Source organism: Neobacillus sp. GCM10027624 (genome assembly GCF_042675345.1).
GTDB lineage: Bacteria > Bacillota > Bacilli > Bacillales > Cytobacillaceae > Neobacillus > Neobacillus cucumis_D.
In genome coordinates, this window is the sequence record NZ_JBHTHD010000003.1 from 787,013 (window position 1) to 802,732 (window position 15,720).

The 15,720-nt window shown below is 40.7% G+C and carries 12 protein-coding genes; 5 read left to right on the forward strand and 7 right to left on the reverse strand.

Annotated elements, in window-relative coordinates; genetic code table 11:
* The first annotated feature begins 57 nt into the window (after window positions 1–57).
* Genes ACFQZ9_RS08840 through ACFQZ9_RS08850 form a run of 3 tightly spaced genes read left to right on the forward strand, consistent with a single transcriptional unit; the run spans window position 58 to window position 3,704 of the window.
* Window positions 58–2,382 (forward strand): xanthine dehydrogenase family protein molybdopterin-binding subunit, encoded by a 2,325-nt coding sequence (locus tag ACFQZ9_RS08840; RefSeq protein WP_498943348.1) that lies wholly within the window; start codon window positions 58–60, stop codon window positions 2,380–2,382.
* Complete coding sequence (locus ACFQZ9_RS08845) at window positions 2,379–3,218, forward strand: FAD binding domain-containing protein (protein ID WP_498943350.1); 840 nt, start codon at window positions 2,379–2,381, stop codon at window positions 3,216–3,218. The genes ACFQZ9_RS08840 and ACFQZ9_RS08845 overlap by 4 nt, the downstream gene beginning before the upstream one ends.
* 30 nt (window positions 3,219–3,248) lie before the next feature.
* The gene (locus ACFQZ9_RS08850) at window positions 3,249–3,704 is read left to right on the forward strand and encodes a (2Fe-2S)-binding protein (protein WP_498943352.1); all 456 of its coding nucleotides are present in this window, start codon (window positions 3,249–3,251) and stop codon (window positions 3,702–3,704) included.
* Between the two features lie 51 nt (window positions 3,705–3,755).
* On the opposite strand, the gene ACFQZ9_RS08855 is transcribed toward ACFQZ9_RS08850, so the two are convergent.
* The 4 genes from ACFQZ9_RS08855 to ACFQZ9_RS08870 all read right to left on the reverse strand — a co-directional run bounded on the left by ACFQZ9_RS08855 (window position 3,756) and on the right by ACFQZ9_RS08870 (window position 9,615).
* The gene (locus tag ACFQZ9_RS08855; RefSeq protein ID WP_498943353.1) at window positions 3,756–4,820 is read right to left on the reverse strand and encodes a Ger(x)C family spore germination protein; all 1,065 of its coding nucleotides are present in this window, start codon (window positions 4,818–4,820) and stop codon (window positions 3,756–3,758) included.
* Window positions 4,817–5,905: a GerAB/ArcD/ProY family transporter gene (locus tag ACFQZ9_RS08860; RefSeq protein ID WP_498943356.1), complete on the reverse strand. Its 1,089-nt coding sequence runs from the start codon at window positions 5,903–5,905 to the stop codon at window positions 4,817–4,819. The genes ACFQZ9_RS08855 and ACFQZ9_RS08860 overlap by 4 nt, the downstream gene beginning before the upstream one ends.
* An 18-nt stretch (window positions 5,906–5,923) precedes the next feature.
* Complete coding sequence (locus ACFQZ9_RS08865) at window positions 5,924–7,411, reverse strand: spore germination protein (RefSeq protein WP_498943357.1); 1,488 nt, start codon at window positions 7,409–7,411, stop codon at window positions 5,924–5,926.
* Between the two features lie 143 nt (window positions 7,412–7,554).
* Window positions 7,555–9,615 (reverse strand): peptidoglycan D,D-transpeptidase FtsI family protein, encoded by a 2,061-nt coding sequence (locus tag ACFQZ9_RS08870; protein WP_498943358.1) that lies wholly within the window; start codon window positions 9,613–9,615, stop codon window positions 7,555–7,557.
* A 222-nt stretch (window positions 9,616–9,837) separates the two neighbouring features.
* Here ACFQZ9_RS08870 and ACFQZ9_RS08875 point away from each other — a divergent pair, with 222 nt between their 5' ends.
* Window positions 9,838–10,224, forward strand: a complete 387-nt coding sequence (locus ACFQZ9_RS08875; protein WP_498943359.1) for a hypothetical protein — start codon at window positions 9,838–9,840, stop codon at window positions 10,222–10,224.
* A 20-nt stretch (window positions 10,225–10,244) separates the two neighbouring features.
* Here the strand turns inward: ACFQZ9_RS08875 and ACFQZ9_RS08880 are convergent, their stop codons facing one another.
* The 3 genes from ACFQZ9_RS08880 to ACFQZ9_RS08890 are packed head-to-tail and all read right to left on the reverse strand — an operon-like array spanning window position 10,245 to window position 13,908.
* Window positions 10,245–10,733 carry a (2Fe-2S)-binding protein gene (locus tag ACFQZ9_RS08880; RefSeq protein ID WP_498943361.1) on the reverse strand — a complete coding sequence of 163 codons (489 nt, stop codon included), beginning with the start codon at window positions 10,731–10,733 and terminating at the stop codon, window positions 10,245–10,247.
* Entirely contained in the window at window positions 10,730–11,569 is an 840-nt protein-coding gene (locus ACFQZ9_RS08885; protein ID WP_498943362.1) for an FAD binding domain-containing protein, read from the reverse strand. The genes ACFQZ9_RS08880 and ACFQZ9_RS08885 overlap by 4 nt, the downstream gene beginning before the upstream one ends.
* Entirely contained in the window at window positions 11,569–13,908 is a 2,340-nt protein-coding gene (locus ACFQZ9_RS08890; RefSeq protein WP_498943364.1) for a xanthine dehydrogenase family protein molybdopterin-binding subunit, read from the reverse strand. Before ACFQZ9_RS08890 ends, ACFQZ9_RS08885 begins: the two co-directional genes overlap by 1 nt.
* Before the next feature lie 250 nt (window positions 13,909–14,158).
* Between ACFQZ9_RS08890 and ACFQZ9_RS08895 the strand changes: the two genes are divergently transcribed.
* The gene (locus ACFQZ9_RS08895) at window positions 14,159–15,691 is read left to right on the forward strand and encodes a carboxypeptidase M32 (protein ID WP_498943366.1); all 1,533 of its coding nucleotides are present in this window, start codon (window positions 14,159–14,161) and stop codon (window positions 15,689–15,691) included.
* Window positions 15,692–15,720: the final 29 nt, after the last annotated feature.

Sequence of the window (15,720 nt, forward strand, 5' to 3'; positions counted from 1 at the left end):
ATAAAGCATGAATATAAATAGGGAAGGAGTTTTTGTGCTGTTAGGAGGGAATAAGAGTTGGAGATTATTGGAAAAAGTGTCATACGTAAGGAAGCGCAGGAAAAAGTGACAGGAAGGGCTCGCTACACGCATGACCACCAATCAGTCAAAATGCTCTCCTGTAAAATGGTGATCAGTCCATATGGTCATGCGCGAATTGTTTCCATTGATACAAAAGAAGCAGAAAAAATGCCCGGGGTCAGAGCTATTGTTAAAGGTGACGGACAGCTTCCCTTAATCGGAGAAAGTGTACGTGACCGGCCGCCAATTGCTTTTGAAAGGGTACGATACCACGGTGAGCCTGTCGTGCTCGTCATTGCAGATACGGCTCCTCAGGCAAAAAAAGCAGCTGATCGGGTTAAGGTTCAATATGAATTACTACCGGTTGTCAATTCGCCGACACAGGCTTTTCAAAAAAATGCTCCCCTCCTTCATCCACGGTTAGGTGAATATAAAAAAGACGATGTATCCTTCCCGGTTCCTGGCACCAATATTGCCACGCATTATAAAATTCGCAAGGGCAGTATGGAAAAGGGCTGGGCAGAGAGTGAAACAACGGTCGAGGCAAATTTTTCATTTTCGCCATCGGATCATGTTGCAATTGAAACAAGATGTTCGATTTGCGAGATTTTACCGGATGGCATCATTAACATTACCACTTCCTCACAGGCCCCTTTCATGGTAAAAAGGCTTATTTCTGACTACTTCGGTGAGGATATGGGGAAAATTGTTGTCTATACTCCTTTAGTGGGCGGAGCATACGGCGGGAAAGCACCGGTCCAGCTTGAAGTGTTTGCATATTTAGCCTCAAAAGCAGTCGGCGGAAGGCCGGTCAAGATTTTAAATGACAGGGAAGAGGATATCATCACTTCTCCGTGTCATATTGGTTTAGACGCAAAGGTTAAAATTGGTTCCGACCGAAATGGAAATATAAAAGTGATGGAAATTGGATATTGGTGGGATGGCGGAGCCTATTCCGATAAAGCCATCGATGTTTCAAGATCAGGGGCCGTTGACTGTACGGGGCCATATCATGTCGAAAATGTTTGGTGTGATTCCTACTGTATGTATACGAACCATCCCTATGCTGCACCATTTAGAGGTTTCAGTCATTCCGAGCTTTCGTTTGCGATTGAAAGAACGATGGATTTACTTGCCCAAAAATTAAGAATGGATCCCCTCGAGCTTCGGTATAAGAATGCAATCCAACCGGGCAACACAACCCCGTCAAGAGTTCTTTTAAATAAAAGTAATGTAGGAAACTTACAAAAATGTATTGAGAGATTAAGAGAAATTTTTAACTGGGAGGAGGGAGCTATTAAAGAGCTTGATGCCCGTTATGTACGTGTAAAAGGGGTAAGTTGCAGTTGGAAAACCTCTACGGTCGACTCCGATGCTCCATCTGGTGCGATTATTACCTTCAATAAAGATGGAAGCGTTAATTTAATGTCTGGTGTTGTTGAGATTGGAACAGGGACCAAAACGATTCTTGCGCAAATACTTGCAGAGCGATTGAAAATGGATGTGGATAAAGTTCATGTACGGATGGAAGTCGATACGCAAACCACACCGGAACATTGGAAAACTGTTGCAAGCAGGGGAACGTTTATGGGAGGAAGGGCCGTCTTAGAGGCAGCAGATGACGTCATCCGCCAGTTAAAGGAAGTGGCAGCCTGTGTTTTAAGGGCACCAGTTGAGGACCTTGAAGTGGCAAACAGCCGGGTTTTTCTCCGGGATGATCCTTCCATTGGCCTTGATTTTAAAGACATTGGCTATGGATATAAATATCCGAATGGAAATGGCATTGGCGGACAAATCATCGGCAAGGGGAACTATATTTTACGTCATCTCACAAAGATTGATCCAGAAACTGGAGCAGGAAAACCAGGACCGGAATGGACAGTGGCGGCATATGGAGTGGAAGTGGAGTTTGACCGAAGGGATCTTACCTACCGTCTTGTAAAAGCAGCAACAGTTGTTGATATTGGAAAGGTGATGAATGAAAAAGCAGCAGAGGGCCAGGTGATGGGGGCGATGAGCATGGGCCTCGCATTTGCCGGCAGAGAAACCTTTTATTTCGATGAACTTGGCAGAGTATTAAACCCACAGCTAAGAACGTACCGGCCACTGCACTATGGAGAAAACCCTGAATTCTTAGTTGGGTTTGTTGAAACCCCGCAGCTTGATGGTCCATATGGGGCGCGTGGCGTTGGAGAACATGGTTTAATGGGAATGCCTGGTGCGCTTGGGAATGCCCTTTCTACCGCTTCCGGAGTATCACTTCATCATTTACCTCTGATTCCGGAGCTGATCTGGAAGACAAAGGAGAGGACGAAGCAATGATTCCTTTTGAATTTGATTATTATAAACCGACATCAGTAAGGGAAGCAGTGGATTTATACCAATATTTAGACCAGCAGGGGAAACAACCGATGTTAATCTCTGGTGGTACCGAATTAATCACACTTGGAAGAATTGATCTTGTTTATACGGAAGCGGTCATTGATTTAAAGGGATTGGCAGAATCTTATGCTATGGAGACGGATGGGGATTATCTTGTACTTGGAAGTTCCTTAACCCTTACACAAATTGAGGAAGCAGATCCATTTCCCTTATTAACGAAAACGGCCAGCGAAGTGGCGGACCATACAGCACGGGGAAAAATAACGCTCGGCGGCAATATTTGTGCGCAAATTTTTTACCGAGAAACGGTTCTGCCATTTTTATTGGCCGACAGTCAAGCGGTCATTGTCGGGCCGGAAGGGGTAAAAGTAGCCGCTATGAATGATATTTTTCAAAAACAGCTGCAATTAAACAGAGGTGAATTTCTTATTCAATTAGCGACAGAGAAAAGGTTTATTGAGGCCCCGTTTATCAGTATCAAGAGGAGACAGCAATGGGATATCGGTTATCCTTTGATTACGATTAATGCATTAAAAATAGATGGCCAAATCCGTGTAGGGGTGAGCGGCCTCTGTCCATTTCCATTTCGCTCGGAAAAAGTCGAAGTCGCATTAAGTAATCAGTCACTGCCCATTGCAGAGCGAATCAATCGTGCCCTATCGTACTTACCCGAACCGATTCTTAATGATATCGAAGGGTCAAGTGAATACCGTTTATTTGTTTTACGACATTTATTTGAAGATGTAATATTCGAACTCGATGGGGCGGCGGTTTGACGGGGGAACTAGAAGAGAGGAGTGGCAAGCTTGGGATCCCATTCGATTGTTATTCATATTAATGGGGAAGAACACCCTGTAACAATACGGTCTGCAGACACCTTATTATTTGTTATCAGAAGCAGGCTTGGGTTAACTGGAGCTAAGCCGGGCTGTTTAAATGGCGATTGCGGTGCATGCACAGTGAATGTAGATGGCTGGCCGATGAAATCATGCTTAATGTTGGCTGTAGAGGCTGAAGGCAAAAAAATTACCAGTATTGAGGGATTAAAGGATGCACCGATCCAGAAGGCTTTTGTTGAAAACTTTGCCTTTCAGTGCGGCTACTGTACCCCCGGATTCATCATGAATTGTCATTCGCTAATCAAGCAGCATCCGGCAGCAAGTGATCAAGCAATTAAAGAGTGGCTAAGGTCCAATATTTGCCGCTGTACAGGATATGCGGAAATTGAAAAAGCGGTTAAATCGGTATTAAAGGAAAAATGAAAAAAATGAAGGACACAGACCCTGTTAGCAGCAGTTTGTGTCCTTCATGAACTATTCAATAACCCCAGATTCCATAATCGTTACATCTGCATGAACATTTACTTTTAGATTTGGATAGTCCGTTTTCCATTTTGAAAAACTAAATTTTCTTGTTTTGCTTTTTATAAAATGGCCAAATCCCACAGGGTCAATATTTTTCTCTTTAAATTCTTTTATTAAATTCTTACATTCAGATTCAATTTTTTCTTCTACCTTTTTTTCTATTTCCTTAGTTTCCTTAGGGGTAACTTTTTTTCCCGAGTATTCTTTCAAGACTGCATTCAGTTTAATCCGTACATTGACGGTTAAAGGATCCCTGGAGGTAATCTTCATTTTGAATTTTGATCGGATACTTTCGATGGCTGCCATTTCCTTGCCTAATGTTACTTTTAAAGTTCCTTTACTGTAATCGTCAACAAGCAGCTTAAAGAAGAACATTTTTTCGTCAGGAATCGAGTAAACAACATGACCATATCGAAAAAAACTGATACCGGTTATTTGTATTTGGTCTTTGCCGATTTTTTTTAGCCTTGGAAGATAAGGCGTTTTACCTAATTGATTAAAATCAAATAAAAAACGCTGCAGGTTTGTTTTAGGAACATCCATTGTTTCCATATTATGCTTGATGAGATTGGTTAAATAAACTGCATTTCCTCTTTCTCCATAATTACCTTCAATGAAATCCTTTGCTTCCCCTTCGGTTACAGCCAAGTAAAGGCCGGCGCCAATGCTCGGATCCCGCTGAAATGAGTCCATCAAATCTAAAATTCCCTTTTTTTCCGCAAGCTCTTCCCCAAAAAGAACCACCTTAATGCTCCCCGTCACGAGTGGATCTGAGGATTGGCGCTGGATATCTCTTAAGAAGTCTCTGCTTAAGGCAGAAGAGGCCGTGAAGGATTTGTTTTTCACAGCTTGATCTGGTAAATAGATCGGAACTAAGGCCGTTCCGAGAATTTTACCATCCACATAATCATAGGCACTTCCCGTTTCAAGATTGACATCATCCAAAATTCTCTTTTGTACACAACCACCAAGCACAAGGGATACGATTAGAACGGGTATGATGATGTTCTTCATTTTTTCTTCACCCTTTTCATAATCAATATCAGAAAAAAAAGTAATGGAACATATCCATAATTAATGTAAAAGAATATTTTTCCCGAATAGTCGGTAAGGGTGTTAATTTGCTGCCTTGTCTTAAGAAAAACGTTCGCTATTAATACAATAAATGATAAGAGGATGACACCATTTTTTTGCTTCAGGTTTGTTATCCTTTTTAAAATGCGTGCGGCACACCAAAGCGCAATACAAAAATTGGGAAGAATGATGATAATCCAATTGGCAATGCCGATATATTCAAATCTCTCAACAAAAGGCATTTCGACTATTTTCCACATGGTCAATGTCGGCCAGATATACTTTTGCAATTGTCCCTCTGAAAAAAAGGAAAAGGTCGCAATAGAAATAAGTGTATAGATAATAGTGGTAGTAAAGGCTCCCAGATGGGCCCATTTCTTAGATTTTTCTGGTTCTTTGATAAAGGGATAAAAAAACAATAGTATTAGAAACCCAGAATAAGTAAAGGACATTTGATAGGAGGCAAAAGCCAAATCCTTTATCGAATGATCAAAAATTGGAAGTAAATTCCTTATATCCGCATATGGAATGGTAAACAGGAAGGTGAATAGTAAATATGCTGGAAGAACTACTCCAAAAAATGCTACACCTGCGACAGTTCTAAAACCTCCGTATAATATATAGATTCCTAATCCACAAAAAGCCAGGGAAAACCAAAAGGTACTTAAATCTTCAAACATCCAGGCTTGAATGACTTCAATAAAAGGTCTTAACGTGATAATAGCCGCAAGCAAGTATACCAAAACAAATGGTAAGGACAGGAGGTTACCCATTATTTTCCCAAATATAAAGGTATGGGCCGACATTATATCTCCATTTACTGTTTCTGAGATTCTGTACATCATCCAAATAATGATATTTACACTTAAACCGGCAATCACAACGGAAATCCATGCATCATATCCCGCTGTTAATGCGATAATGCGTTGGAAGCCGAGGACCCCGACACCAAACTGCATCGTATGAATGAGAAAAAATACTAAGAAAGGAGATATTTTTGCTTTTTCAGGCAGTACTTGTTCCATATTCCCTTCCTCCGGTTCCTATTCGTCAATATCACTTTTTTTACTTTTTTTACTCGGAGTAAAACGAATAGGGTTTTGTGTTCTTAACGTTAACGGCCGCTTTGATTGTTTGCTGAATGGAAGCCGAATAAGTGAATCTTTAAGGTCTTTCATTCTAGGTGGATAGAGTGGTTCTAAAAAAGGCCGATTAAGGGATGTAAGTCGTAATAAGTGGGTTAATAATATACAAAAACAGAATACGATTCCAATCAGTCCCCACAATTCAGCAAAAAACAAAAATGGAAAGCGCAGTAAACGAATCGCATTGCCCATTTTATAAACGGGTGTTGTAAAAGATGCGAGTGCTGCAAGTGCTACGATAATCAGGAGGACATTACTTGTCAATCCTGCTTGAACAGACGCAGTTCCAATAACGATACCGCCTACGATACCAATGGTCTGCCCAACCTTGGTCGGAAGCCTTGCCCCTGCCTCTCTGAGCAATTCGATGGTGAGCTCTAAAAATAGAGCCTCCAGGATAGGGGGAAGTGGAATGGCACGCCGGGACGTAACCAATGTATTCATCAAATCCTTAGGTATTAGTTCGTAATGGTAAGACAATGTAGCTACATATACTGGGGTTATTAAAATAGAAAATGCAACGGAAAACAGACGGATCAACCGAAAAAAAGATGATAAAATCCAGTTTAAGAAATAATCCTCGAATGAGCTAAAAAATTCAACCAATGTTGTTGGCGTAATTAAAACATGTGGAGATCCATCAACAAATATGGCAACTTTACCTTCTGCCAGGATTGCTGTAACCCTGTCAGGACGCTCCGTATCTAGAAGCTGCGGGAAAGGGGAATTTTTATTATCCGATATTAATTGAACAATATAGGAACTGTCAGTAATCGCATCAAAATCAACATTTTTTATCCGTTCTTTAACTGTTTGGACATTGACAGGATCTGTAATGCCGTCAATGTGCATTATCACCACTTTTGTTTTAGAAAGAGAACCTACTGTTAACTCGTCTAAAATAAGTTCTTTAATAGGCAGCCTTTTACGAATTAAGTTAATATTTTGCTCGATTGATTCAACAAATGCTTCCTTCGGACCGATAACACTAAACTCTACCTCGGGAGTTGTGACACTTCGGACAATTTCTTTTTGCGCAGCTAAAAACGCAAATTTCTTTTTTTCTGATTCAAGCGTCAGGAGAATATATCCATTAAATAATTTTTGTTCGATAATACTTTGATCCTCGCTGATTTCCACGTCCGAGAGGGGAATGATTTTTTTTATGTCCTCGATTGTTTCAAATGATTTTTCAAGTAAGTAAGGAAGTGCGCTTTTCTGTATAATTGACTCATCAATGAGAGTGGAAATAAATGAAAAGCTAAAATGGTTGTTGGTTTTCTGATTGACATAAGAAACTTTTTTAAAATCTTTTGATTGCTGAAGATATTGTTCCAATGCTTCTTTTTTATCATATTGTCCTTGTTTGTTCTTAAACCAAACCATTGATTCCAACTCCCAGACATCTTTCTTTTCCGATTATGTTTCCCTTTTTTGGAATAATTATGAATTCAAATCCTATTTGCAAAAAAGGATATTTTTAAATGCAAAATGGCTTTGAGTCATGAACTCCAAGCCATTTTTGATGATTATTTTTGTTTTAAATGAAAATAAGTATCCATTACCCTACGGCCAATGCGGAAATTGGCTTTATTTTCTGATTGACCTGTATAGGCCCATGGTACGAGCACAGCCATGGCAACTTGAGGATTGTAGCTCGGTGCATAGCTCACAAGACTTAGGTTAATCACCCCCGGTGGTTCTTTACCATATCTCCAGCGGTCAGGCCCGTCATAAAATCCTTCCGCCGTTCCTGTTTTTCCTGCCGGAGAATAGGGGGCACCCTTAAAGTACGGATAGGCGGTCCCTCCGGGCTCTTGAAACACTTTTTTAAATCCAAGCTGAACTCGGCTTATCCACTCTGGTTTCATGTCAAGCATATTTAAAACCTTCGGGTGTATTTGTTTAAAAACAGGACCGACCACCTCAGAGCCGGTTAATGGTTCACGAATTTCTTTTACCATATGGGGCTGCATCCGATAGCCTCCATTTGCAAGTGTCGAAACATATTGAGCCATTTGCATCGGAGAATAGGTATCATATTGTCCGATGACAAGGTCAAGTAAAAATCCCGGCAACCTGCTTGAACCTTTAAACCCTGCTTGTTCGTTTGGAAGGTCAATTCCGGTTCTCGTTCCTAGACCAAAGCTCGCAAAGGAATTACGGATAATATCAAAGCTATTTGGTTTAAGTGATAATGGCTGATCGGGTATATAATTTCCTCCGCCAATTTTGATGGCTGTCCGGAACATGTAGACGTTAGAGGACAATTTTAGGGCATTAAGATCGTTTAAGGTCCCTAAATACATCCATGATTTCTTAACTGGTGTACTCTTAATCCTGATCGGTTCGTCACTTAAATAGGTATTGGGAGCGATTGCCCCTGTTTTATAACCAGTTAATACTGTAGCTCCTTTAACAGCAGAACCAACATTATACGTGGTAGTAAAAGTTCCAAGTGCATCGTCAATCATCTCGGTTCTGCCGGTCTTCTCCTCCCGAACGATACGTTTTCCCGCCATTGTTAAAATTTCACCAGTTTTAGGGTCCATTAAAACAACATAGGCACGATCTAAGAAATGCGTACCAGGCAGTCTCTTTAATGACCAGAGCTCTTCCTCAATAATGTGTTCGACCTTTTTCTGCAATTCCATATCAATGCTTAGTACAACATCTTTCCCACGCTGGCCATCATATACAACCTCAGTATCTACGACATTTCCTTGGTTATCGGTGACGTTTTTAACCCGTGATTTATATCCATGCAGGATATCTTCATATTGGGCTTCTAAATAACTTTTTCCGACACGGTCATTTCGGTTATAACCTTTTGATAAAAAATAATGCAGTTGATCGGCAGGCAGCCCTTCATCTGATTTCGTCACTTTACCTAAAATAGATTTTAAGGTTTTATCAAAATTATAAGATCTTTCCCAATCCGTTGCTGTGTCCACGCCAGGAAGGGACTGAAGATTTTCGCTGACCACCGCAAATTCCTTATCCGTTACTTCCTCATTTTTAACGATTTGCGGGGTGAATTTATAACCATTTCGAAATTCACGAAAAATCGCAGCCACCTCGAGATCTTCACGTGTGAGTTGTTTTAAATCCTGCTTGGTAATCCGCTTTATTTTTATATCATAAAGATTTTTATCTTTTAATTTCTTTGCTTTGTATAGTTCATTTTCACTTTTAGTAATTTTGTCGTCCGCTAACTCGGGGTATTTTAAAATCCAATAATCTTTTTTATCCCATTCTGTCAGTTTATCGGTTTTTTTATCGATAAGCTTAGCTAAATTCTTTGCAGTTTCCAGCATTTCCTCTTGGTTGGACCCCATGTTTGTATAGGTAATGGCTTTTTTTGGGGTATTATCGACGATCACTTTATAATTACGATCGAGCATTTTCCCCCTTGGAACAGGATTTTTTATCGTAATATCCTCGTTTCTTTCAAGGTCACGCTTGAAATTTTCACCGTAAACAATTTGTACAAAACCAAGACGTAAAATAAGTGCAGAAAATAATAGAAAAACGCTAAAAAACAGTAAATTAATTCGAAAAGGAAAGTGGGACTTTTGCTTTTTTTCCAATTTTGTTACACATCCTTTATGCCAACCGTGCTAAGTCCTTTTTATTATGCCCTATCCATAAGTTGGTATTATTACTATTTATTTTACAGATGGAACCGTACAGGTGTAAAGGATTACCTTCTCAACAATTTTTTGTAAATAGCGCTTTGAAAAAAATGATGGATAAAAGGAAATGGATTAATGAAAGCTAGAAGAAGAGAGAAAATTAAAGGAGGTGCTCTTTTGAAAAAACAAGCTCAGCAGCAATCGCAAAGCTTTCAACAGCAGCAAATGATGCAGCAGCAACAACAGATCCAAGAAAATCAATCCATGATGGAGCAGCAATTTCAAACCCAGAAACAACAGGCACTTCAATCCATGCAGCAGGCAACTACAACCATACAACAAAGTGCTTCCATGAATAATCTTCAGTCATTGCAGCAAGCTCAGCAGCAGCTGCAACAGGCAACACAGCAGTTAAACCAAATGCAAGGGATTGCCGTTACACAATCGACCACTGCAACCCAGCAGCAATTAGAACAGGTCCAACAGCAAATTGAGCAGGCTTCCCAAACACTTGGTCTAATTGACAGCCTGAATCAAGGAAATAACAGCTTTAAAAAAGGCTAAAAATAATGCCCAGCATCGATTTATGAAGCTGGGTTATTTTTTGCCTCCGCTAGTACAGCCCTAATCGCCTCTTTTATTTCATGATAGCCTGTACATCGGCACAAATTGGATTCCATCCACTCCTCAATAACAGAATCATCAGCATCGGGATGTTTTTCCGCTAGGGCATGACAATTCAGAATGAAGCCGGGTGTGCAATAACCACATTGGATGGCCCACTTTTCAATAAAGGTCTTTTGGATAGGGGAATCCAATAGGCTTTCAATCGTGCTGATTGAGTTGTTAATGGTTTCAATTGTCAGGGACAGGCAAGAATGGTGTGGTTCACCATTCACTAATACCGTACACGCTCCACAGTCACCATTTTCACAAGCCCTTTTAGCACCCGTAAGTCCCAACTGCTCCCGTAATGTATGTAATAGCGTATCGGCACTTCGAATCATTACTTCCTTGGTCTCTCCATTTACATGAAGCTTGGCAACCGTTTTTTCTGAACCATTTGAGATCATGAGATGGCCTCCTTTAAAGCTTCAATCGTTTCCAGTAACGCATTTTTAAAAACAAATTCCCGGTATTCTGCGGAGGCTTGAATATCATGTACGATCGTTGAAGGCAGCAGTTCCACAGCCTGCTGTACGCGATCTGCAACGGGAAGGGAAGTATCATTTAAAATGTTTTCAATTTCCATTGAGCGAAACGGGTAGGAACAAATCCCACTGAAAGCCGTCCGTAATTTTTGGTCCTTCACTAAGGCGGCAATAGATACAACTGGATATCCAACCTTCGTACTCTTTGTTTTCTTAAGACTAAAATGTTGAAGGTTAAGGTATGATTTTTTTATTAAAATTTGTACAAGGAATTGGCCTTGAGTGATTTGTAATTCCTGTTGGAAGATCTCGTCCAAAGGCATTAGAGTTTCACCCTCGGCCCCGGCTAATTTAACCATTGCGTTGGATAAAAGCAAGGGTAATATCCCTTCCCGATAAATGAGCCGGCTGTTTAGGTTACCGCCGATGGTAATCTTATTCCGGGAGGTATGGTCTGCCACCTTTTTTACGGCTTCCCCTAATAAAGGGAACAAATTGGATTCTGTTATTTGATTTAATGTTACCCCGGATCCGATAACTAATTGTTCATCCTGAGCTCCTAAAACATTGCATTCCGGGATTCCTTTTAAATCGATCACGGCATCAGCTATCTGAAGATTTCTGCGTGAAAACGTAATAAATTCAGTTCCCCCGCTATAGTAAAGGACGGATTTACCTTGTTTTTGGATATCCTCATAGGTTTGGACAGCTTCTTTCATCGTCTCAGGTTTATAGTACTCAAAGTCAAAAGGAATCATTACAGGTTCTCCTTTATCATTTTCCAAATGAGCTCCGGAATTAATGGCAGGTGATTTAACTCTACTTCGGCGGCAGCCGATAAACTATTCGCAAGTGCGCCGGCCATGCCAATTACACCATATTCGCCAATCCCCCTGGCTCCATATGGCCCGTCAGCTGCTGGGGATTCAACAAAGTCAACTAGGTATTCTGCCGGCTGTTCCCCAAAACGCAGCATTTGATAGTTTCGTAATTGCGGATTTTGTACCACACCATTTTCGTCAAAATGGAACGATTCACTGCTTGCAAAGCTTAAACCCAAATACATTCCGCCTCTCATTTGCTGTGTCGCCATTGCCGTGTTAATAATCGTTCCCCCGTCGAGAACGGTTACCGCTTTTAAAACCTTGTAGGAGTAATCCTTCGGGTTCCATTCGACCTCCACAGCCTGTGCGCCAACAGACCACCATGGCCCCGGCTTGCCGAATCCTGTTTCCTTATCCATTGGTGTCAGATGTCTTTGGATATACTTTCCGTGACCGACCACTTGACCTTCTACGGCATGACCATTTGGATACTTGTATCCGAGAGCGATATCCTCGAATTTAACACCGTATTCAGGACTTGGTTTAAGGTAGACACGGCCGCCTCCTACCTCTAGATCTTCTTCTGTACACTGCAGAGCGATAGCAGCCGTTCTTTTTAATTGGGAGATGGCATCATCTGCTGCTGCCATCACCGCTCTACCTGCTAAAAAGGTCGTACTGCTGGCCACGGTCCGCCACTGATGGGGATCATACTGGGTATTGACCTCCATCGTGACATGAATTTTGTTCATATCCATTTTTAATCGTTCGGCTAAAATTTGCGCAAGAGTCGTTTTTGTTCCCTGGCCCAATTCAATTGCCGCACAGTTCAAATTTACACTGCCGTCTGCTTCAAAGGTTAAAATTGCTCCTGACTGTGCATTAGTAGCTGTTGTGGAGGTTTTCCAAAACACACTGATTCCCATCGACCTAACCTTACCGGTGTCCGTTTCAATTCGCCGATCTTTATCCCATTTAACAAGCTCTTTAGCCCGTTCAATACATTTCTCGACATCGCCAATATTATTGGCATTGAGAACGGTTTGAGTCGGAGATGAATTCCCGGGTTTAATGGCGTTGATTTTTCTCAGTTCGATCGGACACATGTTTAATTTTTTAGCAAGCTGATCCATTGTTCGTTCGACAGCAAAGGTTAATTCAGGATGTGCATACCCCCTGAAAGAGGTCGCATATGGATGGTTCGTATACATGCAATAGGAATCACACCAAATGTTTGGTACATCATATGGACCGGTACAATCCAGCGCCATGGCTCTGGTAATCCCGGCAGCCTGATCCGTGTATGCACCGGAGTCAATCAGGAAAGTATACTGTCCGGCAATAATTTTCCCGTTCTTATCCGTTCCTAGCGCAATGGTCGCATCAAGACCAATATGGCAGGGAGCGGTGATCAGGTCCTCTTCTCGTTCATATTCGAGTTTAACCATTTTCCCGCCAATTGACTTTGAGGCTAAATAAGCAAGCGGTTCAAGCTGAACCGTTCCTTTGCCGCCGAACGCTCCGCCTACTAATGGGACATGGACAACAATATCTCCAACCGGAATATTGAAAAATTGATTCAACACCTTTTTAATCGTGTAGGGTGATTGTGTATTAGAATGGACTACAACTTTTCCCGCAGGGTTGATTTCAACTCTGGTACCGCGCGTTTCCAATGCTGCGTGGTCGGAAAGATTAAAAGAATAGGTTTCTTTTATTTTTGTTGTGCAGTTCTCCCAGGCCTTTATGAAATCACCTTTACGGATTTTGATATGACTTCCGATATTGGTCCCCTGAACAGGATAAACATTACTGATAATTTTTATATATTGCCCTGAGTTTTCATGAATTAATGGAGCATCGTTTTTAAATGCATCTTGAACAGAATTCACAACTGGCAATGGTTCATATTCTACCTTAACCAATTGTGCTGCTTTTTTAGCTTGATGTTCATGGTCAGCTACAACAATCGCTATCGGTTCACCATAGTATCGTACTTTATCGAAAGCAAGCGGCGGCCGATCTGCTAAAATGGGACCGATGTGAAAGGGGAACATATTTCCTGTTACAATCGACCGAACACCGGGGCACTTCCATGCTTCTGTTACATCAATGTACTTAATCTTGGCATGTGCCTGTGTACTTGTAACCAATTTAGCGTGGGCCAGGTTGGGCATGGAAAAATCTCCGATAAACCTTACCGTCCCAGTGGCTTTTTCGATGACATCAACTCGTTGTTCGGGCTTTCCAATTGTTTTTCTAACTTCCAACATTCTTTTGCTGCCTCCTATAAAAACATGATGCCAATGTAAGAATCTAAGATAATTTTTATTTTTCTCTTTTAGATGTAAAAATTATACAGGTGATCTGGAAATTAGAAGCATTAAAATAACAAGTTTAAAAAATTTGTCAATAAAAAGATTTTCTAAATTTTTCCCATATTGGATGGATTATTTTATAATTAGAAGGGAATAGGCTGGTTTTGAAATTGGCTTGTTTAATACCATTAGGGGGTCATACATAGTGGAGAATAAAGTGGTTGATCCAACTGTTCAGAAGGCTTTAGAAGAATTTAGAGCATTAGATGAAAAAATTTCACATTTTTCTAGCATTATCGGTTTAACAGACTGGGATCAAAAGGTGATGGCACCCAAAAAAGGAAGGCATACCTTTGCGAAGGCTATCGGTACTCTAAGGACGGAAGTATTTAAACTGTCGGTTTCAGAGGAGATGGGCAGCTTGATAGACGCGCTTAGCATAAATGAAAGCGCTTCATCATTGGATGCTGTTACATTGGCAAAAGTAAGGGAGTATAAAGATTATTATCAGAAGGCAAAAACTATTCCGGCAGATCTTTTTCAGGAATATTCAATCTTGACTGCTCAAGCAAATGACGCATGGGAAGAAGCAAGGGCGACAAATGATTTTGACCTTTTTCTTCCTTACCTTGAGAAAATTGTTAATTATAAAAGAAGGTTTGCTGAAATTTATGGTTATGAAGAGCATCCATACGATGCGATGTTAGATGAGTTTGAGCCGGGATTAACCGTTAAAAAACTTGATCCATTGTTTGCTAAATTAAGAGAATCAACTGTGAGCTTACTAGAAAGAATTCAACAATCAGGAAGGCCCACACCAGCAGAAATTTTTGACCAATCCTATGCTGTGGAAAAACAAAAAGCATTTAACCGCTTTATTTTGCCGCTGATTGGGTTCGATCTAGAGGCGGGGCGTTTGGATGAAACCGTCCATCCTTTTGCCCAAACAGTTAATACCGGTGATGTCCGCTTAACAACCCGTTATTTAGAGCATAATGTTCGGTCAGCCTTGTTTGGTACGATTCATGAAGCCGGTCATGGAATTTATGAGCAAAATATCAATCCGGAATTCGAAGGTTCTGTTCTTCAAAGCGGTGCCTCCTTCGGAATTCATGAGTCCCAATCAAGATTTTTGGAAAATATGGTTGGCCGGAGTAAAGAATTCTGGAATTATTTTTATCCGCAGCTTCAAAACCAATTTCAGGAGGCACTTGAAAATGTGACAGTTGAGGAGTTTTACCGTGCTGTTAATACCGTACAGCCGTCGTTTATTCGAGTGGAAGCAGATGAATTAACCTATAATCTTCACATTATGATTCGCTACGAAATAGAAAAAGCTTTAATGTCGGGTGAAATTGAAGCTAAAGACCTGCCAGCTATCTGGAATGAGAAAATGCAGGATTATCTGGGAGTCACACCAGGAACGGATACAGAGGGAGTCCTTCAGGATGTTCACTGGTCGTTTGGCGGAATTGGCTATTTCCCTTCATATTCATTAGGGAATTTGTATGCCGCACAAATACTTAGAAAGATCGAACAAGACCTGCCAGAATTCTATTATCATATTGAACAGGGAAGATTTGATCTTATTCAAAATTGGTTAAAGGAAAACATTCATCAATATGGTAAGCTCTACACCCCGAATGAATTAATTCAAAAGGTAACGGGTGAAGAATTGAATGCAGAATATTTAGTTGAATACTTGGAGAAAAAATATTCAGAGGTATATGGGTTGTAATTTTATTGACAATTATGAAACTCTAAATA